Genomic DNA, 24,679 nt, shown 5'->3' with positions numbered 1-24,679 from the left:
GTGGCGCGTCGGACAAAGCGGCTTTGGACGGACGAAGAGAAGCGGTCGATCTGCCTGCAGACGACGGCTCCGGGCGTTTCGGTTGCGCAGGTGGCGCGCCGTTATGCGGCGAACGCCAACATGGTGTTCAAGTGGCTGCGCGATCCGCGTTATGCCCCTGAGACAACGGCAGTGGCGGCTACCCCTGCCTTCCTGCCCGTGGAGATCATAGACCATGTCAGGAAGGATGATCTGGTTGTGACCAGCGAGCCGACACGTCCACAGGAACTGATCGAAGTCGAGCTTGCGGGCGGTCATCGGATGCGCATCACCGGCAGCTACGATCCTGAGGCGCTGGCGCGGCTGATCCGGGGGCTGACAGCATGATCCCGGTGCCAGTCAGCACGCGGGTCTGGCTGGCGGCCGGGGTGACGGACATGCGCAAAGGCTTTGCGGCACTGGCCGCGCAGGCCGAGGCTGTGCTGAAGCAGGACCCGTTTGCCGGGCATCTGTTCGTCTTCCGCGGCCGTCGCGGCGACTTGGTCAAGGTGATCTGGTGGGATGGCCAGGGGGCCTGCATGTTCATGAAGCGGCTGGAACGGGGCCGGTTCGTCTGGCCCGCGGCCAAGGAGGGCAAGGTGGCACTGACGCCGGCGCAGTTGTCGATGCTCCTGGAGGGGATCGCCGACACTCTTACGCGCATCTCGGACTACAAGATCACCAAGATCGATGAACTGCTGCCATGGCACTGGAACGGGTAGCGGTTAGACCGGACGCTTACGTGTCAAAGCATCTGGCGGCGAACACGATCGAGCCAAAGTTTGCGGCGCCGGAACGTCCAAGCAAGCTTGACCCCTTCTCGGAGAAGCTGGCCGGCTGGCTGAAGACGGAGATCGGCAAGCCGCGCAAGCAGCGACGAACGCTGAAGCAGATGCACGCCGATCTGGTCAAGCTCGGCTTCACCGGATCCTACAACCGCGTGGCCGCCTTTTCGCGGGACTGGCGCGCGGACCGTCAGCGTGAGCAGCAGACGGCAGGACGGGGGACCTTTGTCCCCTTGTCCTTCAGTCCGGGCGAGGCCTTCCAGTTCGACTGGAGCGACGACTTCGCCATTTTGGGTGGAGAGCGTGACCCATGCTTCAGATGGCCCACATCAAGCTGTCGCACAGCCGGGCCTTTTTGCTGCGCGCCTATCTGCTGCAGACCCACGAGATGCTGTTTGACGCCCACTGGCACGGGTTCCGGGTTTTTGGTGGCGTGCCTGCCCGGGGCATCTACGACAACATGAAGACGGCAGTGGATCGTGTCGGCCGCGGCAAGGAACGAGAGGTCAACATGCGCTTCCTCGCCATGACGAACCACTACGTCTTCGAGCCCGAGTTCTACAATCCGGCAGCGGGTTGGGAGAAAGGGCAGGTCGAGAAGAACGTGCGGGACTCCCCGCCTACAAGGACCTCTCGGGGTTCGACTTCGCCGCCAGCGAGATCAATGAAGCGACTGTGCGTCAGCTGCACTGCGGCGAGTTCATGGAGGGTGCCAGATCGGCTGCACAATGGCTTCGCCTTTACACTTCCACAGAGGCGTCCAACGTGTTGTTCTCCCCATTCTTTTGACAGGATCTGGCGCTTTTCAAGCTCTGATCTGCTCCTGCTGATCGGGTTGCGTTGCTTCTGCTGTCAGTGAGCAGACCACTGCCGGCGGTCGGCCGCCAAGGGCCTTGTGCGGGCGGCGGTGGTTGTAGAATTCCATCCAGTTGCGGACACCGGTGCGTGCCTGCAATCCGGTCTCCCAGGCTTGTAGGTAGACGCATTCGTATTTCAGGGTGCGCCACAAGCGCTCGATGAAGATGGTGCCCAAGGTGCGCTTGCGAACGCCTTTGCCATCCATCGAGATGCGGACGCCCGACCGTCGCAGGCGGTCTGTCCAGGCAAACGACGTGAAGTGGGACCCTTGACGTCGCATGGCCGCTTGGACCGATGGCGCGACCATGCTCCATGGTCATGATGTCCGGCGGTCCGAACCGATAGATGGCCTCGTTCAGCGCCTCGACGCAGAAGTCGGCGTCCCCTCGCCATGGCCCTCGGACCAGTGGCGGACCATGGCTCGATGTTCGAGATCCGCCACGCCAGGACCATGCGGGTGTGCCAGTCCATGATCGCCACCAGGGAGAGCGAGGCATGAGCCGCCACCGGTCCGAGGCCATGCCGAGCGCCGCGACGCATCGGCAGATAGGTGATGTCCACACACCAGACCTGATTTGGCCGGTCCGCACGCAGGCCGCGCGAGCCAGATAGGGGTAGGTCTTGTGTCCCTTCGTCGGCCGGCTGGTGTTGGGCTTCTGGTGGATCGGCATCAGACCCATAAGGCGCATAAGCCGACGTATCCGCTTTTCGTTCACCTTGTGGCCGTTTTCGGGCTTGCGCGGCCCCACTGGGGCCACGGTCCCTGCAACTGCGCAGGTGCCAGGTCATCTGACGGACGCCAAGGAAAGGCGTGTCGAGGAACTGCACGTTGATCAACCGCAGTGACCCATGTGGCCGCCCCTGGTTCGAGGTCCATGGCGAACGCGAGGTTCTGGTCCGTCTCACCCTGCAGCATATGGTAAAACGACGAACGAGGGACCTGCAGCAGAGCGCGCTGCCGGCCGATCGACAGGTCCGGATGGTCGCGTTCGACCATGCCGTTCGGCATCGTCTCTCGGACCAATGGCGTTCCAATGCCTCATCACTTCCCGCCCCAGGACTTCAGCGTTCTCTCCAAAAAAGAGTCGGCCACCGCCAGCTCCCCGATCTTGGCATGCAGATCCCGGACCTGATCCTCATCGATCACCGGCGCCTTGCGGCCACCGCGTTCAAAGACACCGGGCGCGCCATCGAGCAACGCGCGTTTCCATTGATCGATCATCGTCGGATGCACGCCGAACCGGCTCGCCAGCTCCGACACGGTCCCCTCGCCTTTCAGCACCTCAAGGGCCACCTTCGCCTTGAACCCAGGGGTGTGCCGCTTTCGTTTCGACATCGTCGATCTCCCTCGTGATGAAGATCAGCAGACAGCAAAAACAGAGCTTACGTCAGTGCCCAGCTTTCAGGGGGCAACTCAGAAGTCCAGGTCCGCACCGCCGTTATAAACGGCGACGTTGCGCTCGGCATACCCATAACCGAGGCCGTAGGATAAGTCCTTCCGGGAAAAGGGACTCCGACCATAAGCCGATTTGTGTAACAGGGTCGATGGACCCCTTCTTCCATTTCCTGCGGAACAAGCGGCGAGCAGAGCATTGCTATACGTCCCTGAGCGGTTGAACCATCAGCTGATTTCATGGTGTGATGGCGGTCGGGACAAGGGGGCGGGTATCCGATGCGACGGGAGGATGGGCCGCATTCCGTGATCGGCAGGCTTGGCAATGCGCGGCGCATCTGGGTCGCGCTGGTGGTCATGACGCTTTGTCTTGCCGTGGCCATCGGCGGAAACGCCCTTCTGGCGCGATACTATATCGTCGCGACGGTGCCGCAGGGAGAGAACATCCTGCGGCTTGCCGTGTCTGGCCTTCGCGGAGAGCTGGCGCGATACGAGCGGTTGCCTGACCTCATGGACCGGAATCCCGTCCTGGTGCGTGCGCTTGCGCCGGATGCGGATCCGGTGCGGTTGGCCGCGGCGAACCTCTATCTGCGCCATCTGGCACGGTTGATGGGGCTGTCGGATGCCTATGTCATGGCACCTGACGGCATGACCGTGGCCGCCAGCAACTTCGACCAGGCGTTCAGCTTCGTGGGCGAACGGTTCGACTATCGTCCCTATTTCACCGATGCGCTGGCTGGGGGGCAGGGGCGGTTCTCGGCGCTTGGGACGACCTCGGGCAAGCGGGGGTATTACTTTGGCCGGGCGCTCAGGGACCGGGGGAGGATCGTCGGCGTGCTGGTACTGAAGGTCGACATGGATGCGATCGAGGACAGCTGGCGCGCCGCCGAATACGAGATGATCGTGACCGACGGCGAGGGGATCGTCTTTCTGGCCAGCCGCCGCGACTGGCAGTTCCGCTCGATCGCGCCGCTGACGCCCCGGACGCGGGCGCGCATCGCCGCCACCCGGCGCTATGATGATGAGCCGCTGCTGATGCTGCCCCTGCGCGTGGCGGGCGAGGCCGCAGGTCATGACATCCGACGGCTGGAGCTGCCCGAGACGCGGCGCGAGTTCCTGACCGTCTCCGAGGCCATGCCCGAGGCCGACTGGACCGTGCATGTGCTGCTGGACACCGCACCTGCGCGGCGGCAGGCGCTGATCGGAACGCTGGCGGCGCTGATGATCCTGGGCGTAGGGGTCGCGCTGCTGACCGCCTGGGCGCAGCGCCGGGCCCGCCTGCGCGAACGCCTGTCGATCCAGGCCGAGGCCCAGGCCCAGCTGGAAGGGCGCGTTGCCGCCCGCACGGCCGAGCTGGCGCAGCTGAACGCCCGCCTTGGCGCTGAGGTCACGGAACGTCGCGCCACCGAGGCCGAGCTGCGCCGCACGCAGCGTCATCTGGTGCAATCGGCCAAGCTGGCCGCCCTGGGGCAGATGTCGGCGGCCCTGTCGCATGAGCTGAACCAGCCCTTGGGCGCGGTGCGCAACTTTGCCGCCAATGCAGTGACCTATCTGGACCGCGACCGCGCCGCCGATGCGCGCCTGAACCTGACGCGCATCCTGTCGCTGACCGATCGCATGACCGAGATCGGCCGCACGCTGCGCAACTTTGCCCGCAAGCCCAATGCCCAGCTGTCCGACGTGGACCTGCATGACGTGCTGCGCGACGCGCTGGAGGTGATCGCCTGGCGCATCGACCGCCAGCCCGTCGCGCTGGTCGTCGATCTGCCGCCCGGTCCGCTGATGGTGCGGGCGGGGCCGGTGCGGTTCCAGCAGGTGGTGGTGAACCTGGTCGCCAATGCGCTGGACGCGCTGGACGGCCGCCCCGACGGCGCGATCCGCATCGAGGGGCGGCGGACGGACGGGCGCGTCCTGCTGACCGTCAGCGACAACGGCCCCGGCATCGCTCAGGGGTTGGAGGATCGCATCTTCGATCCGTTCTTCTCGACAAAGGGGGTGGGTAGCGGCCTGGGGCTGGGGCTGTCGATCTCTTTCAATATCATCAAGGATTTCGGAGGCGAATTGCGCATTCTTCCCTGCGATCGCGGTGCGGCCTTTCGCATCGACCTGCCCGAGATCGCGCCATGATCGCGGGCCGCATCCTGCTGGTCGATGACGAGCCCGACATGCGTCTGTCGACCGCCCAGGCCCTGGAGCTGGAGGGGTTCGAGGTCGAGGAGGCCCCCGATGCCCAATCCGCGCTGGACCGCGTGGGGTTCGGTTTCGGCGGCATTGTGGTGACCGACATCCGCATGCCGGGCATGGATGGGCTGACCCTGATGAGTCGCATCCGCGAGATCGACGTGGACATCCCGGTGATCCTGGTGACCGGGCATGGCGACATCCAGCTGGCCGTGCGCGCGATGCGCGAGGGGGCCTATGATTTCGTCGAAAAGCCATTCGACGGCGCGCAGCTGGCCGAGATCGCGTCCCGCGCGATGGATTACCGCCGAGTTGTGCTGGAGAACCGCGTCCTGCGGGCGGCGGCGGGACAGGCGGACGATCTGGAGACGCGGCTGGTCGGGCGGTCCAACGTGATGATCGACCTGCGCCGCCGCCTGCGCACCATCGGCCCGACCGAGGCCGACGTGCTGATCGTCGGAGAGACCGGCACCGGCAAGGAGGTCGTGGCGCGTGCCCTGCACGACCTGTCGCCGCGCGCGGGGCGGCCCTTCATCGCCATCGACTGCGCGGCGCTGCCCGCGTCGCTGATCGAATCGGAACTGTTCGGCCATGAGGCGGGCGCCTTTCCCGGCGCCCTGCGCCCGCGTTACGGAAAATTCGAACATGCGCGCGGCGGTACCATCCTGCTGGACGAGATCGGCTCGATGCCCCTGGACGTGCAGGGCAAGCTGCTGCGCGTGGTCCAGGACCGGGTGATGTTCCCCCTGGGCGCGGATGAGGGGCGGGCGCTGGACGTGCGCTTCATCGCGACCTCGCGCCAGCCGCTGGAGGAGGAGGTTGCGGCGGGGCGGTTCCGCGCCGATCTGCTGTACCGTCTGAACGTGGTGACGCTGACCATGCCGCCGCTGTCCGCGCGGCGCGAGGACATCCAGCTGCTGTTCATCAAGCTGGTGCAGGAGGCCGCCGCCCGCCACCGCCGCGCCGCCGTGGCCGTGCCCCCCGCCCTGCTGGCCGAGATCGCCGAACGCGCCTGGCCCGGCAATGTCCGCGAATTGCGCAACGCCGCCGACCGTCACGCCCTGGGCATCGCCCTGCAGCCGGCCGAGGAGCGCAGCCCCGAACAGCAGCGCTTGGCCCATCGAGTCGCGGCCTTCGAGCGCGACGTGATCGTGGCGACCCTGGCCGCGCATGGCGGGCGGCTGAAGCCGGTCTATGAATCGCTTGGCCTGTCGCGGAAGTCGCTTTACGAGAAGATGCAGAAATACATGATCGACAAGACGCATTACGTCGATGCGGGCGACGATCCGGACCCGTGATGGGGGGATTTCCACCCACGCGATGACGCCGATGTTACCGAATCCACCCATCGCCACGACTTGGCGGCGCTTTTCCCGCGCGCCCGGCGCATGGCGGCATTGCGTGCAGGGCATGGCATGGCCTAGCTGAAGGGGCTTTGTCGGGCCGCCACGCGCAAGACGTGCGGCCCCGGAAAAATCTGGGAGGATTTTCATGCGTTTCATGACCGTCGCCGCGACCGTCGCGGCCACCTTCAGCCTGTCGCCCGCCTTTGCCCAGGACGACCGCGCCGACTGGCCCAGCAGCCTGACCATCGGTACCGCCAGCCAGGGCGGCACCTATTTCATCTATGGCACCGGTCTGGCCGGACTGATCAGCCAGAACCTGGACCTGAACGCCTCGGGCGAGGTCACCGGCGGCCCGGTGCAGAACGCCACCCTGGTCGAGACCGGCGACCACCAGATCGGCCTGGTCACCATGGGCCCCGCTTATGAGGCCTGGACCGGCAACAGCGAACTGGCGCCGGGGGTCGAGCACAAGGCCCTGCGCGCCCTGTTCCCCATGTATCAGACCCCGTTCGAGGCCGTCGCGCTGCAGTCGTCGGGCATCGCGGACGTCACCGACATGGCGGGCAAGCGCGTCTCGGTCGGACCGGCGGGCGGCACCGCCGCCACCTATTGGCCGCGCTTCTTCGAGGTGCTGGGCGTCGACGCGACCATCAGCTATGCCGGGGCCAACGACGCCACGAGCCAGGTCAAGGACGGCCTGATCGACGCCTTCGCCTTTGCGGCCGGCGTGCCGATCAGCGCCTTTGCCCAGATCGCGGCCGAGAACCCGGTCAACATTTTCGGCTTCACCGAGGAGCAGCGCGCGCAGATCCTCGAGGCGATGCCCGAAGTGGCCGCCTTCGAGGTGCCCGGCGGCATGTACCAGGGCTTCCCCGAGGGGCATGGCACGGTCGCCATGTGGAACTTTGCCGTCGCCCATCAGGACATGCCCGAAAGCCTGGCCTATGAGATCACCAAGCTGGTGATGGAAGGCAACGAGGCGATGATGCAGATCCACGCCACCGCCGCCGAGACCCTGCCCGAGAACGTCGACAAGAACACCTTCCTGCCCTACCACCCGGGCGCCGTGCGTTACTTCGACGAGGTCGGGGTGGAGATCCCGGCCGAACTGCGCGGCTGAGCGCATTCTCCGGGGGCTGCGGCCCCCGGACCCTTTTCCCTTTCCCCCATGATCGGACCGACTGCCCGGACCCCGTCCGCGCGGTCCTTGCCGACGGAGACCCCTCATGTCAGTTGATGCTGCATCTGCGGCAGGGACCGGACCCGTCATCGCGCAGGGCGTCGATGACGAACCGATGGCCCCCAACCAGCGCGACCCCCGCGCCGGAACGGGTGTGCTGATCGCGGTCCTCTGCGCCGCCTATACGTTGTTCCACCTGTTCGTCATGGTCGTCTATCCGCTGGAGACCTGGACCTACCGCATGATGCATGTCTGCGGCGGCCTGATCATCGGCTTTCTGACCTATTCCGCGCTGATGCAGCGCAGCGACAGCGCCACCGCTCCCGCACGCCGCGGCATGGCCGAACTGGCCCTGCTGGGCGTGGCGGCCCTGGGCGTGGGCTATGGGCTGGCGGTCATCGCCTATGCCTGGGGCGCCTGGTGGCTGGCCGGGGTGGCGATGCCGCCGGCCTTCGGGTTCCGCACCTATGGCCTGCCGCTGGCCATCGGCACCGGGGCGGCCATCGTCGCAGGCTGGCTCTATTCGTCGCGGGACCGGTCGCGGATCTATCCGGGCGACCTGATCCTGTGCCTGGCCTCGATCGCGGTCCTGGGCTACATCCTGTTCGTCGTGGGCGCGCTGCGCATGCGGGCGGGCACGGCGATGGCGCAGCCGGGCGATCTGTGGGCCGCGGTCACCGGGGTCATGCTGATCCTGGAGCTGACGCGCCGCCTGACGGGCCTCGCGCTGGTGATCATCGTCGCGGTCTTCATCGGCTACAGCTTCCTGGGGCCGTGGCTGCCGGGCTTTCTGAACCATCGCGGCTATACGGCGACGCGGTTCTTCACCTACATCTTCACCGACCAGGGCATCCTGGGCGACCCGATCGCGGTCAGTTCGACCTATATCATCCTGTTCATCGTCTTCGCGGCCTTCCTGCAGGCGTCGAAGGTGGGCGATTACTTCGTGAACTTCGCCTTTGCCTGCGCCGGTCAGGCGCGGGGCGGTCCGGCCAAGGTCGCAGTCTTTGCATCGGGCCTGATGGGCATGATCAACGGCACCTCGGCGGGCAACGTCGTGTCCACCGGCTCGCTGACCATTCCGCTGATGAAAAAGGTCGGCTATTCGCCGAAATCCTCGGCCGCGATCGAGGCCACGGCCTCCTCGGGCGGGCAGATCCTGCCGCCGATCATGGGCGCGGGCGCCTTCATCATGGCCGAGGTCACGGGCATCCCCTATACCGACATCGTCATCGCCGCGATCATCCCGGCGTTGCTGTATTTCGTGTCGGTCTATTTCATGGTCGACCTCCAGGCGCTCAAGCTGGACATGAAGGGCCTGCCCCGGTCCGAGCTGCCGCAGTTCAAGGTGCTGATCCGCCAGGTCTATCTGTTCCTGCCGATCATCATCCTGATCTATACGCTGTTCGCGGGCTATTCCGTGATCCGGGCGGGTGCGATGGGAATGGCATCGGCAGCGATGGTCAGCTGGCTGACGCCGCATCGCATGGGCCCGCGCCAGATCTTCAACGCGCTGGACATGGGCGCCAAGATGACCATCCAGATGGTCGCGGTCTGCGCCGCGGCGGGCATCATCGTGGGCGTCATCGCGCTGACCGGGGTGGGGGCGCGGTTCTCATCGCTGCTTCTGTCGATCGCGGATCAGAACCAGTATCTGGCGATGTTCTTCGCGATGTGCATCTCGATCATCCTGGGGATGGGCATGCCCACCACCGCCGCCTATGCGGTCGCCGCCGCCGTGGTGGCGCCGGGGCTGATCGCCCTTGGGGTGCCGGTGCTGGTCGCGCATTTCTTCGTCTTCTACTATGCGGTGATGTCGGCCATCACGCCGCCGGTGGCCCTGGCCGCCTATGCGGGCGCGGCCCTGTCGGGGTCCGACCCGATGAAGACCAGCGTCGAGGCCTTCCGCCTGGGCCTTGCGGCCTTCATCGTGCCCTTCATGTTCTTCGGCTCTCACGAGCTGCTGATGCAGGGCGAATGGATCGACATCATCCATGCGACCGCGACTGCACTGCTGGGCATGTTCCTGCTGTCGGCGGGGGTGATCGGCTACTACTTCGGGCACGCGTCGATGGTGGTGCGTCTGGTGCTGATCGGGGCTGCGCTGTCGATGATCGCCGTGGGCTGGGTGACCGACCTCCTCGGCCTGTCCGTGGCCGCCGCGCTGTTCCTCTGGCAGCGCCGGATGGTGACGCCCGCGACCCTGACGCATGGCCGCGCCGACTGAAACAAGGCTGCGGCCCCCGGATCGGGGCCGCAGCCGTCATGGTGGCCAGGTCACCTGTGCATCCAGCACTGCCGTTCACTCTCTGGCGCGCGCCAGCAGTTGCACGATCAGCTCCCGCGTCGCTTCCGCCCGGACCGGGTTGGGATAGTTGCGGTTCGCCAGGACCACGACGCCGATCCGTTCGGACGGCACCATCGCGACGTAAGAGCCAAAGCCGTTGGTCGCCCCTGTCTTGTTCAGATAGACGTCCCCCTCCAATTGGCGCGCGTCGACCTTGGTCATGGGTTGCGGCGACATCGCCATGTCCGGCGAATTTCCGGCCGCCAGCGCAGCGGCATCCACGGGCCAAGGATACCCTTCCCAGATCATGGCCTGCGCGTAATGGGCGGTGTCGTAGTCCGACCGGCGCGTCCGGGCCAGCGCTGCCGTGATCTCACCCTCCAGGGTAAGATTGCCCAGATGGGCGTCCAGGAAACGGGTCATGTCGGTCACCGACGACTTGATGCCATAGGCCTCGGCATCCAGCATGCCGGGGTTGACGCGGATCGGGCTGTCGTCGGTTCTGGAATAACCGAAGGCATAGCGTGCCATCTCGGCGTCGGGGACATCGACGAAGGTGCTGTCCAGCCCCAGTCCGGGAAGAAGGTCACGCGCCAGCGCATCCGTGTAGGTCGTCCCGAACTGCTCTCCCGCGATCAGCCCCAAAAGGCCGATGCTGACATTGGAATAGGCGCGCAGCGTGCCGGCCTCGCCCTGCGGCGTCCAGGCGTTCAGATAGGTCATCAGGCCGTCCATGTCCGTGACCGCGTCGGGCACCTGCAGGGGCAGGCCACCCGTGGCATGGGCGGCAAGGTCGGCCAGCGTTACCGCATCGAAGGCGCTGCCCGCCAGCGCTGGCATCCGGGATGACACCGGGTCCTGCAGGGACAAAAGGCCGCGCTGTTCTGCAAGGGCCGCCAGGGCCACGGTGAACAGCTTGCTGTTCGATCCCAACTCGAACAGCGTGTCGCGGTCGACGGGGCGCGATGCCGCGCGATCGGCCAATCCATCGGTGAAGAAGAACTGCTGTCCGTCCATCGTCACGCCGATGGCGATGCCGGGAATGTCGAACTCCTCGATGACGGGACGGAAGACGCCTTCGCTGATCTGCTGGAATGCCTGCTCGGTCAGCCCTTGGGCATGGGCGGGGGTGGTCAGCAGCACGGCTGCGACAGTCAAGGATCGGATGATGGTCATGGAATTCCCTCTGGCGTCGCGACGGCGCCGCGACATGAATTAATTTTGCCAGCCAGAGCTATTGTGATCTTGCAGGGGCATCAAATCATGGTTTCTTGCCCTATCGTTGAGAAATTCTAATGGATGCGTGATGGATCGGCCCAACATCCCCCTGAATGCGCTGCGGGCCTTCGAAGCCGCGGCCCGGCACCTGACGCTGTCGAAGGCCGCGATCGAACTGTGCGTGACGCAGGCGGCGCTCAGCCACCAGATCCGCAACCTCGAGGAACGCCTTGGCGTGGCCCTGTTCCGCCGTGTGCCCCGAGGGCTGGTTCTGACCGACGAGGGTGCGGCCCTGGCCCCGGTCCTGACCGGATCGCTTGACCTGATCGGCGCGACGCTGGACCGGTTCTCGGGCGGGCGCTATCACGAGGCGCTGCATGTGGGCGTGGTCGGAACCTTTGCGACGGGCTGGCTGATCCCGCGCCTGGCCGGGTTCGAGGCGGCGCATCCCGAAGTGGACCTGCGCATCTTCGCCAACAACAACCGCGTCAGCATTCCGGGCGAAGGGCTTGACCTGGCCATCCGCTTTGGCGACGGGTCGTGGCATGGGCTGCAGGCCACCCGCATCATGGACGCGCCCCTGGCCCCCATGTGCGCCCCGGACCGCGCCAGGACCATGTCCGGCCCCCAGGCGATGCTGGAGCAGCCGCTGTTGCGATCCTATCGGACAGGCGAATGGGAACGGTGGTTCGCAGGGTTGGGCCTGGCCTGCCCGCCCCTGCGGGGGCCGATGCTGGACAGCTCCATCGCCCTGGCGGACATGGCGGCGGAGGGGCACGGGATCGCGCTGCTGCCACCTGCGCTTTTCGGCCACTGGACGGATCGCGGCCGTCTTGTGACCCTGTTCGACCATTCCATTGTCGCAGGCGCCTATTGGCTGACCCGCCTGCAGTCCAGGCCGGAAACCAGCGGAATGCGCAGCTTTCGAGAGTGGCTGTGCCGGGAGGTGGCGGATCAGCCGCCCGCGACGGGCTGACCGCCCCTGCGCGACCGATCACGTGCGGGGCAAAGCCGTCGTGTCAGTCAGGCCCATGCGACCTTCAGGGGTGGCAGGACGGCGATATCTTCGATGGCATAGGCGATGCCGTCCACCAGCAGGCCGTCGGGCATCTCGTACCCAAGCGGCTGGCATGCGATCTGCCTGAAGCCCAGCATCCGTGTCAGACCTGCGCTGGCCGTGTTGGGCGCGGCATGACCGGTCGTCACCAGACGTGCGTCCAAGGCCCCGAAGGCGGCCCGTATCATCGCGTTCACCGCCTGAGCCCCATATCCCTGGCGGCAGGCAGAGGACCGCACCCAGCAGGACAGTCGGAACTGGCCCCGCCGCCACTGCGGGATCAGATCGACGGCGCCGACACAGACGCCCGAGGCCCATGCAAGATAGGACAGCCGCTCGCGTCGTTGTGCAGCCTCCACCGCTTCCGCCAGCCGCTCTGACTGCCACCGGGCATCCCGTTCCTGTCCGGGGTTCCCCATCGTTCCGTGAAACCACGGCATCAATTCTGCATGGCTTTCGCCCCTGGCCCGCGCCACCGCGGCGGCATCATCAACGCTCGCGGGGCAAAGATCCAGCCGGGATGTCCGAACGATCCGCGGCGGGACATATGACGCGGGATCCTTCAGGCGCGCGTAGGGCGGGGGCATGCGCTTCTCAATGGTCTGCGAGCATGATCATCACCCGGATCGACAGTCGTTGGAATAAGACTGCCGTGCGCCGAACACGTGCCTGCATTCCCGCCCAGATCGCGAAATGCCACGGGCGGGCTTGTCGCGGACCGGGCTGTGCCCCAGAAACGCATCGCGACCGTCCCGATGGAAAGCACAATGTCATGCCCGCCCGCATCGCCCACCTGTCCCTGCTGGTCCCGGACTACGACGCGGCGCTCGACTTCTTCCGCCGGATCGGTTTCGAGTGCCGGGAGGATACCGAACTGGGCGACGGCAAGCGATGGGTGCGGATTGCGCCCCCGGGTGGCGATACCGAGATCCTGCTTGCCCGGGCCGTCGGAGACCGCCAGACCGCGTCCATCGGAGAGCAGGGCGGCGGACGGGTCTGGCTTTTCCTGGAGACGGACGATTTCACGCGCGACTATCAGCGCCTCCAGGCCGCGGGCGTGACGTTCGAGACGCTTCCGCGCGACGAGCCTTACGGGCGTGTCGTCGTCTGGAGGGACCCGTGGGGAAATCGTTGGGACCTGATCGAACATGCCCGTTCCGTCGCGATCGGAACGGGCAACTGAAGTCCGCGTCGCGCCGGTATCCTCGATATGGATCGCGGGTATCGGGGCGGCGGCACCGGCGACGCGATTCTCGACGCACCCTTCCGTCGCGCTCCCATCGCTACGGCCGATGATGTAGCACCTGCTGCCTTTCCCCCTCCGGCCATCACGGATCGTGCCCATCCGAGGCTGCGGCACGCCCGCGACCGCCGCCTGATGGATCGTGCGCGTGATGCGCAAACGGAATGGCTTGGACAGCACCCGTGCCACGCGGTCCGTCCTCAAGTGACAGCGTCGAAGCCACCAGGGCGGGCATAGCAAAATTGCCGGTGCCTCCCGCCGCATGGCGCCAAATTCATTGCTCGGGAAGCACAGTCGCTTCCGGGGGCCGGCAGTGCAGCAATCAAACCCCACCGACCGTCAATGCAGGAACAGGCGGCGGTGCCTCACCCTCTGTGCACCCCTGACATCGGCCCAAGGTGCCACCCGTGACGCAGATGCGCCACAGGGGGGCGGGCGCGACATCGATGCCCTTGCGCGGCCGCGACCAGTAGGAGCACTATGATTCCAAAAGACGATGGGTCCGGTCATATGCCCGTGGTGCAGGCGGTGACCGGTCCGAAACCGACATGCCCGCGGGGCGTGCCCCTGCCGTGAAAGGCCCCCGATGTTCGACAATGCAGATGCCATCCTGCTGGCCCGGATCCAGTTCGCCTTCACGGTCAGCTTCCACTTCCTGTTCCCCGCCTTCACGATCGGGCTGGCCAGCTTTCTGGCGGTCCTGAACGGGCTGTGGCTGTGGACAAAGGACCACAAGTACCTGGATCTGTTCCGATACTGGGTCAAGATCTTTGCCCTGGCCTTTGCCATGGGCGTCGTGTCGGGCATCGTGATGTCCTATCAGTTCGGCACAAACTGGTCAGCCTTTTCCGACAAGGCGGGGCCGGTCATCGGCGCGCCGATGGCCTATGAGGTCCTGTCGGCCTTCTTCCTGGAGGCCGGGTTCCTGGGGATCATGCTGTTCGGGCGCGACCGCGTCGGGCCCACGCTGCACATGATCGCCTGCGCCGCGGTGGCGTTGGGCACGGCGTTCTCGGCCTTCTGGATCCTGTCGGTCAACAGCTGGATGCACACCCCCGCGGGCTTCGAGATCGACCCCGAGACGGGGCAGTTCCTGCCCACCGACTTCTGGCAGGTGATCTTCAACCCGTCCTTTCCGTTCCGCCTGATGCACACGGTGACCGCGGCCTATCTGACCACGGCCTTCATCGTGGGGGGCGTTGCGGCCCTGCACCTGCTGCGCCACCGGCACCGCCGCGACAAGGTCAGCCCGGCCACGCGGACCATGTTCAGCATGGCGATGTGGATGGCCGCGATCTTTGCACCGGTCCAGATCGTGCTGGGCGATTTCCACGGCATCAACACGCTGGAGCACCAGCCGGCCAAGGTCATGGCGATGGAGGGCCATTTCGAGAGCCATGACGAAGGCGCGCCGCTGTACCTGTTCGGCATCCCGAACCAGGACGAACAGCGCCTGGACTATGCCATCGGCATCCCCAAGCTGTCGTCCCTGATCCTGAAGCACGACCTGAACGCGCCGCTTGCGGGCCTGGACACCATCCCGCGCGAGGATCAGCCCCCCGTGGCCATCGTCTTCTGGTCGTTCCGCATCATGGTCGCGCTTGGCTTTGCCATGCTGGGGATCGGGGTCTGGTCGCTATGGGCGCGCTGGCGGGGGATGCTGTTCGACAGCCCCATGCTGCACCGCGCCGCCCTTGTGATGTCTCCTGCGGGGCTGATCGCCGTGCTGGCCGGATGGGTCACGACCGAGGTCGGGCGGCAGCCCTTCACCGTCTATGGTCACCTGCGCACGGTGGACAGCGCCGCACCCCTGGACGCGGCCGCGGTGGGGGCATCGCTGGTGGCCTTCATCATTGTCTATTTCGCGGTCTTTGGGGCGGGGACATACTATATCCTGCGTCTGATGAGCCGCTCTCCGGCGAATAACGAACCGCGGTTGAAGGACGTGACCAACAGCCCGACGCGCACGGCGGGCACCACGCCCGCCCAGCAGCACCCGACCCGCAACGTCCAACCCGGAGAGTGACCATGCCCCTCGCAGAAGGCGTTTCGCTGGATCTGACCGTCATCTGGGCCTTCGTCATCGCCTTTGCGGTGCTGGTCTATGTCGTGCTGGACGGGTTCGACCTGGGCCTGGGCATGCTGTTCGCGGTCGAACCCGAGGGCGAGGACCGCGACATCATGATGAACTCGGTCGCGCCGGTCTGGGACGGGAACGAGACCTGGCTGGTCCTGGGCGGGGGCGGGCTGTTCGCGGCCTTTCCGCTGGCCTATGCGCTGATCCTGCCGGCGCTGTATGCGCCGATCATGGCGATGCTGCTGGCGCTGATCTTCCGCGGCGTCGCGTTCGAGTTCCGCTGGCGCACCAAGCGCTGGCGCAAGGTCTGGGACGTGGCCTTCATCGGCGGATCGGCGGTGGCCGCGCTGGCGCAGGGCATCACCCTGGGCGGGCTGCTGCAGGGTATCGACGTCGACAAGGCCGCGCGCGAATATTCCGGCGGCTGGTGGGACTGGCTGACGCCCTTCACGCTGATGGTCGGCGTCGCGGTCATGGTCGGATACGCCCTTCTGGGCGCGACATGGTTGGTGATGAAGACCGCCGGCCCCCTGCAGGAGCGCATGCGCAAGCGGGCCTGGGTGCTGGGTGTCGGCACGGTGATCTTCATGGGCGTGGTCAGCCTGTGGACGCCATTCCTGCAGGACGGCTATTACAGCCGCTGGTTCGGCGGCTGGAACATCGTGCTGGCAGCGGGGGTGGGTGCCGCCGTGCTGGGCCTGGCCTTCGGCATGTTCACCTCGCTGATGGTGCGTCATCACGACTACTGGCCGTTCCTCTGCGCGCTGGGGATGTTCATCCTGGGCTTTGTCGGGCTGGGGATCTCGATGTTCCCCTACATAGTCCCGGTGGAGGTCACGATCTGGGAGGCCGCCGCCCCCCGCAACAGCCAGATCTTCATGCTGGTCGGCGCGGCCGTGCTGATCCCGGTGATCCTGACCTATACCGCCTATTCCTATTGGGTGTTCCGCGGCAAGATGGACCCCAAGGAGGGGTACCACTGATGCCGCAATCCCTGCGACGACTGGCGTGGTTCGTGGCGATCTGGCTGGCCAGCGTGGCGGTGATCGGCGCCGTCGCCTGGATCATCCGCCTGTGGATCGCCTAGCCCAGATAGGCGCGCAGTCCCGGCGGCGGATTGTCCAGCAGCGGCCCGGTGGGGCGGGGGGCGTGCACCGCGCCATCCTCGACCAGCAGGGTGTCGGGCGCAAAGGCCCGCGCATCGGCCGGATCATGGGTCACCATCAGCACCGTCGTGTCGGACGCCACCTGCGCCAGCAGGGTCAGCATCTCCGACTTCAGCGCCGGACCTAGCGCCGCGAAGGGTTCGTCCAGCAGCAGCAGGGGCCGCGCCCGCAGCAGCACACGGGCCAGCGCGACGCGGCTCTGCTGACCACCCGACAGGGCCGCGGGGCGGCGATCCTCTGTGCCGGACAGGCCGACATGGTCCAGCACCTGCGTCACGCGGCGCTGCTGATCCCGGTCCAGACGCAGATCCGGGCGCAGTCCCATCCCCACATTTTGTTTCACGGTTAAATGAGGGAACAAATTGTGGTGTTGAAACAGGATCGACACTGGTCGTTGGCCGGGCGTCATGTCGGTGATATCCTGGCCGTCCCAGATCAGCCGGCCCTTTGTCGGGGCCAGAAACCCCGCCACCAAGGCCAGCAGGGTCGACTTGCCCGACCCCGATGCGCCGATCACCGCATGGCGACCCTGCGGCACGGTCAGGTGCGCAGTCAGCGTGAAGTCGTCCTGTCGCAGCAGGATGTCGCGGAATTTAAGCGTCACGTCGGCCTCCTCTGTCGAACATCCAGAACAGCCCCAGGCTGAGCCCCATCAGCAGCAGGGCGCAAGCCGCGGCATCGGCCATGCGATAGCCGTTCATCAGCTGGTACAGCATCAGCGGCAGGGTTGGGCGATCCCCTGCGAACAGGGTGATGACGCCCAGATCGCCCATGGCCAGCGCCGCCGCCAGCCCGGCGCCAAAGCCCAAGGGGCGCGCCAGACGGGGCAGCACCAGAAGGCGCAGCCGTGCGCAGCCCTGCAGGTCCAGCGATGCGGCAAGCTGGCCGTAATCCTGTTCCAACGCCCGCGCCGCCGGGATCAGCGCGCGCAGTGCAAAGGGCAGGGCCATCGTCGCGTTGATCAGCGCCGTGACCGGCAGGGCCATCTGCTGGGGCGTGACCGTGCCGCGCAGCAGGATGAACAGCCCCGTGCCCAGCACCAGTGGAGAGGCGATCAGCGGCAGCATGCCTGCGGCCTCGACCCAACGGGCTCCGCCGCGGGCGATGGTCAGTGCCAGTGCCAGCGCCGCCCCCGACGACAGCAGGGTCGACGTCACCGCCATTGCGATGGAGCGCAGGGCAGCATCCCAGACCTCGGGCGGCAGGGCGGTCAGGCGCGGCAGGCCCGTCGCCGCGACCGAGATCAGCGGCGCCAGCAGGAACACCGCCGCCGCCGTGATCACCGCCGCATCCGCCAGCCGCCGCCAGCCGCCGGGCGCGGGCGGCCCGCCCACCGCGTCCAGCCCTGCGCCGAACCCGGCCGGAACGGCAACGCGGGCGGCCAGCGCCGCCGCCCCGATGCAGATGGCGATCTGCACCATCCCCAAGGCCGCCGCGCGCCCCAGATCGAAATCGAAGCGGAACGCCTGATAGATGGCCAGCTCCACCGTCGTGGCGCGCGGTCCCCCGCCCAGGGCCAGCGCCACCGTGAACGAGGTCAGGCAGACCAGGAACACCGCCAGCCAGACACCGGGCAGCACGCCGCGCAGCATCGGACGCTCCAGATGGCGGGCGATGTCGCGGGGCGCGAAATCCAAGGACGCGGCCAGCCGGAAGCGTTCGGCGGGAATCGCCTGCCAGCCCTGCAGGATCAGCCGCACCGACAGTGGCAGGTTGAAGAACACATGCGCCAGGATCACCCCCTGCCAGCCATAGATGCCGATGGCGGGCAGGCCCAAGGCTTCCAGCGCGCCGTTCAGCGCGCCGTTGCGCCCGAAGATCGCGATCAGGCCCAGGACCGCCACGATCACCGGCAGGATGAAGGGCGCCCCCAGCAGCGTGACCAGCAGCCCGCGCCCCCGGAACCGCCGCCGCGCCAGCGCGCGCGCCACCGGCACGGCCAGCGCCGCCGACAGGGTCGCGGACAGCGCGGCCTGCCACAGGGTGAACCAGACCGCGCGCAGGTCCCATTCGGTCAGGCCCGACAGCCCGCCCGCGACCCAGACCACCGCCGCCAGCGTGCCCAGGATCAGCGCGGCCAGCGCGCCCGCGATGGCGTGGCCGATGCTCAGCGGAAGGCCCGCTGCCATTCGTCCAGGGCGGGGGCGCGCAGGGCATCGGCCTCGTCCTCGGACAGGAACAGGGTCTTTTCCGGGCGGGGCAGGTCGCGCATCACCTGCGGCCAGTCGGCCTGGGGCAGTTTCGCGGGCAGGGACCAGTTGGCCAGCGGGATCGTCGCCTGGAAATCGGGGGTCAGCACCCAGTCCATGAAGGCTTGCGCCAGTTCGGGCTGATCGGTGCCCGCGACCTGCGCCACCAGTTCGGCCATGAAGTAATGCCCCTCGGGGAAGATCGCGGCGCGCTTGGTGTCGTCCTCCTCGGCGGCGATGTGATAGGCGGGCGAGGTGGTGTAGGACAGGACCATGTCCGCCTCGCCATCCGTGAACAGGCCGTAGGATTCGGACCAGCCGCGGGTGACGGTCAGCACCTTGGGCGCCAGCTTCGCCCAGGCCTCGCCCGCCTGATCGCCATAGACCGACTTGACCCAGAGCAGCATCGCCAGACCCGACACAGAACTGCGCGGATCCTGGATGACGATGCTGATGTCCTCGGCCTCCAGCAGTTCGGCAAAGCTGGCGGGCGGGTTCTCCAGCCGGGTGCTGTCATAGACGAAGGCCGTCTCGCCCCAGTTGTAGGGCAGGAAGATGTCGTCCTCCCATGCGATGGGCAGCGACAGGTCGGACGTGTCCTGCCCATGCGGCGCGAACAGACCCGATGCGCGGGCACGCGCGGTCATGTCGGTGTTCAGGCCGAAGACGATGTCGGCTTGGGTGCCCGCCCCCTCCATCAGGATGCGGGGCAGCACGTCGCCGGTCACGAATTGCAGGTCGCAATCGCAGATCGCCTCGAACCCCTCCTCGATGGCGGGGCCGGGGCCCCATTCGCTGGTGACGCTGTCGCCGGCATAGACGGTCAGGACGCGATCCTGGGCTAGGGCGGGGGTGGCCAGCAGCAAAGCGGGGATCAGGACGGATTTCATCGGCAGCCTCTCTTGTCGGGTGATCGAAAAGAAGGGGGTGCGCACCTTCCCTCCGCCGGTGTGAGCCGGATCAGGTTCAACGGGTCCGCTGTCGCGTCTCAGCCCGCATGGGGCACCCCGAGGTGATCCCGAATGTAGAGGTTTCGCGCGCCCGCGCAAGCGGATAGAAACCGCCCATGACCAAGGACATGTCTGATCAGCCCACGCCGATGATGGCGCAGTATCTTGCGATCCGGGAGGCCAATCCCGGCGCGCTGCTGTTCTATCGCATGGGCGATTTCTACGAGATGTTCTTCGACGACGCGGTCGCCGCTGCCGCCGCGCTGGACATCGCGCTGACCAAACGCGGCACCCATGCGGGTGAGCCCATCCCGATGTGTGGCGTGCCCGTCCATGCGGCCGAGGGCTATCTGCTGACGCTGATCCGCAAGGGTTTCCGCGTGGCCATCGCCGAACAGATGGAGGACCCGGCGGAGGCCAAGAAGCGCGGGTCGAAATCGGTCGTGGCGCGCGACGTGGTGCGGCTGGTGACGCCGGGCACCCTGACCGAGGAATCGCTGCTGGAGGCGCGGCGCCACAATTACCTGGCGGCATTCGTGGTGGTCCGCGAGGAGGGCGCGCTGGCTTGGGTCGATATCTCGACCGGCGCGTTTTCGGTGATGGATTGCCCCCTGCCGCGTCTGGCCCCCGAACTGGCGCGGCTGGCCCCGCGCGAGGTCCTGGCCTGCGACACCGGGCTGGAGGAGCTGATCGGCGATGCGGGCGCGGTGATGACCGACCTGCACGCCAGCGCGTTCGACAGCAATGCGGGCACGCGGCGGCTGTGTGCGCTGTACGGCGTCGAGACGCTGGACGGGTTCGGCAGCTTCACGCGCGCCGAACTGGCCGCGATGGGCGCCATCGTCGATTATCTGGACATGACGCAGAAGGGCCGCTTGCCGCTGATGCGCCCGCCGATGCGCGAACGCGCAGGCGGTGCGATGCAGATCGACGCCGCGACCCGGCGCAATCTGGAGCTGACCCAGGCCCTGTCTGGCGGGCGCGACGGATCGCTGCTGGCGGCCATCGACCGCACCGTGACCGCGCCGGGCGCGCGCCTGCTGGAACGCCGGATCAGCGCACCGTCGCGCGATCTGGCGCTGATCGCGGCGCGCCATGACGCGGTGGCGGCGCTGGCGGGGGATGCGCGGTTGCTTTCGGATCTGCGCGGCGCGCTGGCGCGGGTGCCGGACATCGACCGGGCGCTGTCGCGGCTGGCCCTGGACCGGGGGGGGCCGCGCGATCTGGCCGCGATCCGGGCGGGGCTGACGCAGGGCGCGGCCATCGCGGCGCGCCTGCCCGGTGATGCGCCGCCCGTGCTGCGCGATGCGGCGGGCGATCTGGTCGGGCATGAGACGCTGGTTGACCTGCTGGACGATGCGCTGGTGGCCGAGCCGCCGCTGCTGGCGCGGGACGGCGGCTTCGTGGCCGAGGGGCATGACGCCGATCTGGACCAGACCCGGCGGCTGCGCGACGAGGGGCGCGGCGTCATCGCCGGGATGCAGGCCGATTACGCGGCACTGGCCGGGGTCGGCAGCCTGAAGATCAAGCACAACAACGTCCTGGGCTATTTCATCGAGACGACGACCACCCATGCCGAACGCATGATGGCCGCGCCGCTGAACCAGACCTTCATCCACCGCCAGACCACCGCGAACCAGATCCGCTTCACCACGGTGGAACTGTCCGAACTGGAGACCCGCATCCTGAACGCCCGCGACCGCGCGCTGGAGATCGAGCGGGGCATCTTCGACCGCCTGCGGACGGCGATCCTGGATCAGGCGGCGCGCATCGGGCAGGCAGCGCGCGCGCTGGCCGAGATCGACCTTGCCTGCGCCTTTGCCGATCTTGCCTCGGGCGAGGGCTGGGTCCGGCCGCGCGTCGATGACAGCCGCGCCTTCGTCATCGAAGGGGGCCGCCATCCGGTCGTGGAACGCGCGCTGCGCCGCAAGGCGGAAAGCTTCGTCGCCAATGATTGCGACCTGACCACCGGGGCCACGCCCGCGATCTGGCTGCTGACCGGGCCGAACATGGCGGGCAAGTCGACCTTCCTGCGCCAGAACGCGCTGATCGCGGTGCTGGCGCAGGCCGGGGCCTTTGTTCCGGCGCGGGCGGCGCATATCGGGCTGGTCAGCCAGCTGTTCAGCCGCGTGGGCGCCGCCGACGACCTGGCGCGGGGGCGCTCGACCTTCATGGTCGAGATGGTGGAAACCGCCGCGATCCTGAACCAGGCCGATGACCGCGCGCTGGTGATCCTGGACGAGATCGGGCGCGGCACCTCGACCTGGGACGGGCTGTCGATTGCCTGGGCGGTGATGGAGCATCTGCATGCCGCCAACCGCTGCCGGGCGCTGTTCGCGACGCATTACCATGAGATGACGGCGCTGTCGGCCAAGCTGGAGGGCGTCGAGAACGCCACCGTCACCGTGCGCGAATGGCAGGGCGAGGTGATCTTCCTGCACGAGGTCAGGAAGGGCGCGGCCGACCGCAGCTATGGCGTCCAGGTCGCACGGCTGGCGGGCCTGCCCGCGTCGGTCGTGGAGCGCGCCCGCACCGTCCTGACCGCGCTGGAAAGCGGAGAGCGTCAGTCGGCGCGCCCCGTGGCGCTGATCGACGACCTGCCGCTGTTCCGCGCCGTGCCGCCGCCCGCGCCCAAGGCCCGCCCGTTGGACGACCGGCTGAAGGCGGTCCATCCCGACGCCCTGTCCCCGCGCGAGGCGCTGGACCTGATCTATGAACTGAAAGCCCTGTCCGAGGAGACGCGCCCATGAGCTACAACACCTTCGGCCGCGAGTTCCGCTTTACCACCTGGGGCGAAAGCCACGGCCCCGCCCTGGGCGCGACGGTGGACGGCGTGCCGCCCGGCGTGCCCCTGACCGAAGAATACATCCAGCGCTTCATGGACCGCCGCCGCCCCGGCACCTCCAAGCACACCACGCAGCGGCGCGAGCCCGACCAGGTGCGCATCCTGTCCGGCGTCTTTGAGGGCGTCACCACCGGCACCGCGATCCAGCTGATGATCGAGAACACCGATCAGCGGTCCAAGGATTACGGCGACATCGCGACCAGTTTCCGCCCCGGTCATGCCGACATCACCTATCATCTGAAATACGGGGTGCGCGACTATCGCGGCGGGGGCCGGTCTTCGGCGCGCGAGACGGCGGCGCGGGTTGCGGCGGGAGCGGTGGCGCAGGCGGTGCTGGGCGCGTTGGTGCCCGATCTGCGGATCACCGGCTACATGGTGCAGATGGGGGCGATGCATCTGGACCGCGCGCGGCTGGACCTGGGCGCGGTGAACGACAATCCGTTCTTCCTGCCCGATGCGGGCGCGGTTCAGGCCTGGTCCGATTACCTGGACGGCATCCGCAAGGATCAGAACAGCGTCGGCGCGGCCATCGAGGTCTGCGTTCAGGGCTGTCCCGCCGGCCTCGGCGCGCCAGTCTATGCGAAGCTGGACACCGATCTGGCCGCCGCGATGATGTCGATCAATGCCGTGAAGGCCGTGGAGATCGGCGAGGGCATGGCCTCGGCCGCGCTGACCGGGGTGGCGAACGCGGACGAGATCCGCATGGGGCCGGACGGGCCGGAGTTCCTGTCGAACCATGCAGGCGGGATTCTAGGAGGCATTTCAACGGGTCAGGACATCGTCGTGCGTTTCGCGATCAAGCCGACCAGCTCGATCACCACGCCCCGCCGATCGATCAATGCGCGCGGAGAGGAGATCGACGTGATCACCAAGGGCCGCCACGACCCCTGCGTGGGCATCCGTGCCGTGCCGGTGGCAGAGGCGATGGCGGCCTGCGTGATCCTGGATCACCTGCTGATGGACCGGGCGCAGACCGGCGGGGTGCGTGGTCAGATCGGCTGATCGGCCAGAAACGCGTCTACTTCCGTGCGGGTGGGGATGGCATCGCCCGCCCCCGCCCGCGTGACCTTGACCGCCGCCGCGGCCGAGGCCAACCTTAGGGCGGCAGGAATATCCGCCCCGCTGTCCAGCGCCGCCGCGAAATAGCCCGCGAAGGTGTCGCCCGCGCCGGTCGTGTCCACAGGCGTCACGCGGAACGAGGGCTGCTCATGCACCTGCGCGGTGGTCAGGTCGCGATATTCGGCTCCGTCCGCGCCGCGGGTGATCAGCAGGCCCTGCACGGGCAGGTCGCCGGGAACACCCGCGAACAGCTGCTCCGCCTCTCCGGCGTTCATCGCCAGGATCGACACATGGGGTAGGATCGCGCGCACCGCGTCCAGATCGAAGGGGGCGGCGGAATAGATCACGCGCGCGCCCTGCGCCTGCGCCGCGCGGGCGGCGGCGACCTGGCCGTTCGTCTCGTTCTGGATCAGCAGCGTATCAGTGGGGGTCAGGGCGGAGAGGGCCTGCGTCAGGGCATTCTCGTCGATGGCACGGTTCGCGCCGGGGTGGATGACGATGGCGTTTTCCGCATCGGCATCCAGCAGGATGATCGCGTGGCCCGTCGCCTGATCCGCAAGCCGGGCGACATGGCCCATGTCCACGCCTGCCTGCGCCAGCCGGTCCCGCACCCAGTCATCGCCCGTGCCCATCGCGCCCAGGTGATGCGTGACCGCGCCCGCGCGCGCCGCGGCGACCGACTGGTTCGCGCCCTTGCCGCCCAGACCCTGCGCATAGCCGCGCGAGGCCAACGTCTCTCCGGGCTTGGGCAGGCTCTCCAGCCGATAGACATGGTCGATGTTGATCGAGCCCAGGTTCCAGATTGCCATGCACGCCTCCGCCGTTTG

General features: G+C 67.4%; 21 protein-coding genes, 2 pseudogenes and 1 riboswitch. Of the genes and pseudogenes, 15 read left to right on the top strand and 8 right to left on the bottom strand.

The genetic code is table 11. The features are described from left to right. From EOJ32_RS01670 to EOJ32_RS01655, 4 genes and pseudogenes are all read left to right on the top strand, one after another. Positions 1 to 366 (top strand): transposase, encoded by a 366-nt coding sequence (locus EOJ32_RS01670; RefSeq protein WP_240542471.1) that lies wholly within the window; start codon positions 1 to 3, stop codon positions 364 to 366. Next, a complete protein-coding gene (gene tnpB / locus EOJ32_RS01665) occupies positions 363 to 740 on the top strand; it encodes an IS66 family insertion sequence element accessory protein TnpB (protein WP_240542470.1) in 378 nt (125 codons plus the stop codon). Before EOJ32_RS01670 ends, tnpB begins: the two co-directional genes overlap by 4 nt. 50 nt (positions 741 to 790) lie before the next feature. Then, positions 791 to 1,419 (top strand): annotated as a pseudogene (gene istA, locus EOJ32_RS01660) (IS21 family transposase); the annotation flags it as partial. Then, positions 1,410 to 1,523, top strand: a pseudogene (locus EOJ32_RS01655) (ATP-binding protein); the annotation flags it as partial. The pseudogenes istA and EOJ32_RS01655, both read left to right, overlap by 10 nt. Before the next feature lie 85 nt (positions 1,524 to 1,608). On the opposite strand, the gene EOJ32_RS20620 reads toward EOJ32_RS01655, so the two are convergent. Together EOJ32_RS20620 and EOJ32_RS20615 are read right to left on the bottom strand one after the other, a co-directional pair. After that, positions 1,609 to 1,836, bottom strand: coding sequence for an integrase core domain-containing protein (locus tag EOJ32_RS20620; protein WP_371705789.1), 228 nt, complete (start codon positions 1,834 to 1,836; stop codon positions 1,609 to 1,611). An 867-nt stretch (positions 1,837 to 2,703) separates the two neighbouring features. Further along, on the bottom strand, positions 2,704 to 2,997 hold the full coding sequence (locus EOJ32_RS20615) for a transposase (protein ID WP_371705787.1): 294 nt from the start codon (positions 2,995 to 2,997) through the stop codon (positions 2,704 to 2,706). Between the two features lie 336 nt (positions 2,998 to 3,333). Between EOJ32_RS20615 and EOJ32_RS01645 the strand changes: the two genes are divergently transcribed. The 4 genes from EOJ32_RS01645 (at position 3,334) to EOJ32_RS01630 (ending at position 9,988) form a co-directional block, all read left to right on the top strand. Beyond that, on the top strand, positions 3,334 to 5,181 hold the full coding sequence (locus EOJ32_RS01645; protein WP_127897498.1) for an ATP-binding protein: 1,848 nt from the start codon (positions 3,334 to 3,336) through the stop codon (positions 5,179 to 5,181). Next, a complete protein-coding gene (locus EOJ32_RS01640; RefSeq protein WP_127897497.1) occupies positions 5,178 to 6,533 on the top strand; it encodes a sigma-54 dependent transcriptional regulator in 1,356 nt (451 codons plus the stop codon). Before EOJ32_RS01645 ends, EOJ32_RS01640 begins: the two co-directional genes overlap by 4 nt. A 193-nt stretch (positions 6,534 to 6,726) precedes the next feature. Further along, positions 6,727 to 7,701 (top strand): TAXI family TRAP transporter solute-binding subunit, encoded by a 975-nt coding sequence (locus EOJ32_RS01635; RefSeq protein ID WP_045982785.1) that lies wholly within the window; start codon positions 6,727 to 6,729, stop codon positions 7,699 to 7,701. A gap of 106 nt (positions 7,702 to 7,807) precedes the next feature. Further along, complete coding sequence (locus EOJ32_RS01630; protein WP_127897496.1) at positions 7,808 to 9,988, top strand: TRAP transporter permease; 2,181 nt, start codon at positions 7,808 to 7,810, stop codon at positions 9,986 to 9,988. Positions 9,989 to 10,063: 75 nt separating this feature from the next. Here the strand turns inward: EOJ32_RS01630 and ampC are convergent, their stop codons facing one another. After that, positions 10,064 to 11,224: a class C beta-lactamase gene (gene ampC / locus EOJ32_RS01625; RefSeq protein ID WP_127897495.1), complete on the bottom strand. Its 1,161-nt coding sequence runs from the start codon at positions 11,222 to 11,224 to the stop codon at positions 10,064 to 10,066. Between the two features lie 130 nt (positions 11,225 to 11,354). Here ampC and EOJ32_RS01620 point away from each other — a divergent pair, with 130 nt between their 5' ends. Beyond that, the gene (locus tag EOJ32_RS01620; RefSeq protein WP_127897494.1) at positions 11,355 to 12,242 is read left to right on the top strand and encodes a LysR family transcriptional regulator; all 888 of its coding nucleotides are present in this window, start codon (positions 11,355 to 11,357) and stop codon (positions 12,240 to 12,242) included. Between the two features lie 47 nt (positions 12,243 to 12,289). On the opposite strand, the gene EOJ32_RS01615 is transcribed toward EOJ32_RS01620, so the two are convergent. After that, positions 12,290 to 12,910 carry a GNAT family N-acetyltransferase gene (locus tag EOJ32_RS01615; protein ID WP_127897493.1) on the bottom strand — a complete coding sequence of 207 codons (621 nt, stop codon included), beginning with the start codon at positions 12,908 to 12,910 and terminating at the stop codon, positions 12,290 to 12,292. A 185-nt stretch (positions 12,911 to 13,095) separates the two neighbouring features. On the opposite strand from EOJ32_RS01615, the gene EOJ32_RS01610 reads away from it, so the two are divergent. From EOJ32_RS01610 to EOJ32_RS01590, 4 genes are all read left to right on the top strand, one after another. After that, positions 13,096 to 13,506, top strand: coding sequence for a VOC family protein (locus EOJ32_RS01610; protein WP_127899250.1), 411 nt, complete (start codon positions 13,096 to 13,098; stop codon positions 13,504 to 13,506). Positions 13,507 to 14,152: 646 nt separating this feature from the next. Beyond that, positions 14,153 to 15,592, top strand: coding sequence for a cytochrome ubiquinol oxidase subunit I (locus tag EOJ32_RS01600; protein ID WP_045982780.1), 1,440 nt, complete (start codon positions 14,153 to 14,155; stop codon positions 15,590 to 15,592). 2 nt (positions 15,593 to 15,594) lie between these two features. Further along, positions 15,595 to 16,626, top strand: a complete 1,032-nt coding sequence (gene cydB / locus EOJ32_RS01595) for a cytochrome d ubiquinol oxidase subunit II (RefSeq protein ID WP_127897492.1) — start codon at positions 15,595 to 15,597, stop codon at positions 16,624 to 16,626. Beyond that, complete coding sequence (locus tag EOJ32_RS01590; RefSeq protein WP_127897491.1) at positions 16,626 to 16,730, top strand: DUF2474 family protein; 105 nt, start codon at positions 16,626 to 16,628, stop codon at positions 16,728 to 16,730. Before cydB ends, EOJ32_RS01590 begins: the two co-directional genes overlap by 1 nt. On the opposite strand, the gene EOJ32_RS01585 is transcribed toward EOJ32_RS01590, so the two are convergent. The 3 genes from EOJ32_RS01585 to EOJ32_RS01575 are packed head-to-tail and all read right to left on the bottom strand — an operon-like array spanning position 16,727 to position 19,888. Then, entirely contained in the window at positions 16,727 to 17,413 is a 687-nt protein-coding gene (locus EOJ32_RS01585) for an ATP-binding cassette domain-containing protein (RefSeq protein ID WP_127897490.1), read from the bottom strand. The genes EOJ32_RS01590 and EOJ32_RS01585 overlap by 4 nt on opposite strands. Beyond that, complete coding sequence (locus tag EOJ32_RS01580) at positions 17,403 to 18,938, bottom strand: thiamine/thiamine pyrophosphate ABC transporter permease ThiP (protein ID WP_127897489.1); 1,536 nt, start codon at positions 18,936 to 18,938, stop codon at positions 17,403 to 17,405. The genes EOJ32_RS01585 and EOJ32_RS01580 overlap by 11 nt, the downstream gene beginning before the upstream one ends. Continuing rightward, positions 18,917 to 19,888 carry a thiamine ABC transporter substrate binding subunit gene (locus EOJ32_RS01575; protein ID WP_127897488.1) on the bottom strand — a complete coding sequence of 324 codons (972 nt, stop codon included), beginning with the start codon at positions 19,886 to 19,888 and terminating at the stop codon, positions 18,917 to 18,919. The genes EOJ32_RS01580 and EOJ32_RS01575 overlap by 22 nt, the downstream gene beginning before the upstream one ends. 30 nt (positions 19,889 to 19,918) lie before the next feature. After that, positions 19,919 to 20,018, bottom strand: a riboswitch (TPP riboswitch). Positions 20,019 to 20,076: 58 nt separating this feature from the next. Between EOJ32_RS01575 and mutS the strand changes: the two genes are divergently transcribed. Both mutS and aroC read left to right on the top strand, forming a co-directional pair. Beyond that, on the top strand, positions 20,077 to 22,698 hold the full coding sequence (gene mutS, locus EOJ32_RS01570) for a DNA mismatch repair protein MutS (protein WP_127897487.1): 2,622 nt from the start codon (positions 20,077 to 20,079) through the stop codon (positions 22,696 to 22,698). After that, positions 22,695 to 23,795 (top strand): chorismate synthase, encoded by a 1,101-nt coding sequence (aroC, locus tag EOJ32_RS01565; RefSeq protein ID WP_127897486.1) that lies wholly within the window; start codon positions 22,695 to 22,697, stop codon positions 23,793 to 23,795. The genes mutS and aroC overlap by 4 nt, the downstream gene beginning before the upstream one ends. On the opposite strand, the gene EOJ32_RS01560 is transcribed toward aroC, so the two are convergent. Further along, on the bottom strand, positions 23,783 to 24,661 hold the full coding sequence (locus EOJ32_RS01560) for a ribokinase (RefSeq protein ID WP_127897485.1): 879 nt from the start codon (positions 24,659 to 24,661) through the stop codon (positions 23,783 to 23,785). The two genes, aroC and EOJ32_RS01560, sit on opposite strands and share 13 nt — an antisense overlap. Positions 24,662 to 24,679: the final 18 nt, after the last annotated feature.

It is taken from the genome of Paracoccus sp. Arc7-R13 (assembly GCF_004010775.1).
GTDB classification, from domain to species: Bacteria; Pseudomonadota; Alphaproteobacteria; order Rhodobacterales; family Rhodobacteraceae; genus Paracoccus; species Paracoccus marcusii.
The sequence above is the reverse complement of the archived record's forward strand: the minus strand, read 5'-3'. Positions and strand labels throughout refer to the sequence as shown.

Bases quoted from the DNA above. Each gene is read 5' to 3' on its own strand.
- tnpB (WP_240542470.1), top strand. From the start codon at position 363: ATGATCCCGGTGCCAGTCAGCACGCGGGTCTGGCTGGCGGCCGGGGTG.
- EOJ32_RS20615 (WP_371705787.1), bottom strand. From the start codon at position 2,997: ATGTCGAAACGAAAGCGGCACACCCCTGGGTTCAAGGCGAAGGTGGCC.
- EOJ32_RS01645 (WP_127897498.1), top strand. From the start codon at position 3,334: ATGCGACGGGAGGATGGGCCGCATTCCGTGATCGGCAGGCTTGGCAAT.
- EOJ32_RS01640 (WP_127897497.1), top strand. From the start codon at position 5,178: ATGATCGCGGGCCGCATCCTGCTGGTCGATGACGAGCCCGACATGCGT.
- EOJ32_RS01635 (WP_045982785.1), top strand. From the start codon at position 6,727: ATGCGTTTCATGACCGTCGCCGCGACCGTCGCGGCCACCTTCAGCCTG.
- EOJ32_RS01630 (WP_127897496.1), top strand. From the start codon at position 7,808: ATGTCAGTTGATGCTGCATCTGCGGCAGGGACCGGACCCGTCATCGCG.
- ampC (WP_127897495.1), bottom strand. From the start codon at position 11,224: ATGACCATCATCCGATCCTTGACTGTCGCAGCCGTGCTGCTGACCACC.
- EOJ32_RS01620 (WP_127897494.1), top strand. From the start codon at position 11,355: ATGGATCGGCCCAACATCCCCCTGAATGCGCTGCGGGCCTTCGAAGCC.
- EOJ32_RS01615 (WP_127897493.1), bottom strand. From the start codon at position 12,910: ATGCCCCCGCCCTACGCGCGCCTGAAGGATCCCGCGTCATATGTCCCG.
- EOJ32_RS01610 (WP_127899250.1), top strand. From the start codon at position 13,096: ATGCCCGCCCGCATCGCCCACCTGTCCCTGCTGGTCCCGGACTACGAC.
- EOJ32_RS01600 (WP_045982780.1), top strand. From the start codon at position 14,153: ATGTTCGACAATGCAGATGCCATCCTGCTGGCCCGGATCCAGTTCGCC.
- cydB (WP_127897492.1), top strand. From the start codon at position 15,595: ATGCCCCTCGCAGAAGGCGTTTCGCTGGATCTGACCGTCATCTGGGCC.
- EOJ32_RS01590 (WP_127897491.1), top strand. From the start codon at position 16,626: ATGCCGCAATCCCTGCGACGACTGGCGTGGTTCGTGGCGATCTGGCTG.
- EOJ32_RS01580 (WP_127897489.1), bottom strand. From the start codon at position 18,938: ATGGCAGCGGGCCTTCCGCTGAGCATCGGCCACGCCATCGCGGGCGCG.
- EOJ32_RS01575 (WP_127897488.1), bottom strand. From the start codon at position 19,888: ATGAAATCCGTCCTGATCCCCGCTTTGCTGCTGGCCACCCCCGCCCTA.
- mutS (WP_127897487.1), top strand. From the start codon at position 20,077: ATGTCTGATCAGCCCACGCCGATGATGGCGCAGTATCTTGCGATCCGG.
- aroC (WP_127897486.1), top strand. From the start codon at position 22,695: ATGAGCTACAACACCTTCGGCCGCGAGTTCCGCTTTACCACCTGGGGC.
- EOJ32_RS01560 (WP_127897485.1), bottom strand. From the start codon at position 24,661: ATGGCAATCTGGAACCTGGGCTCGATCAACATCGACCATGTCTATCGG.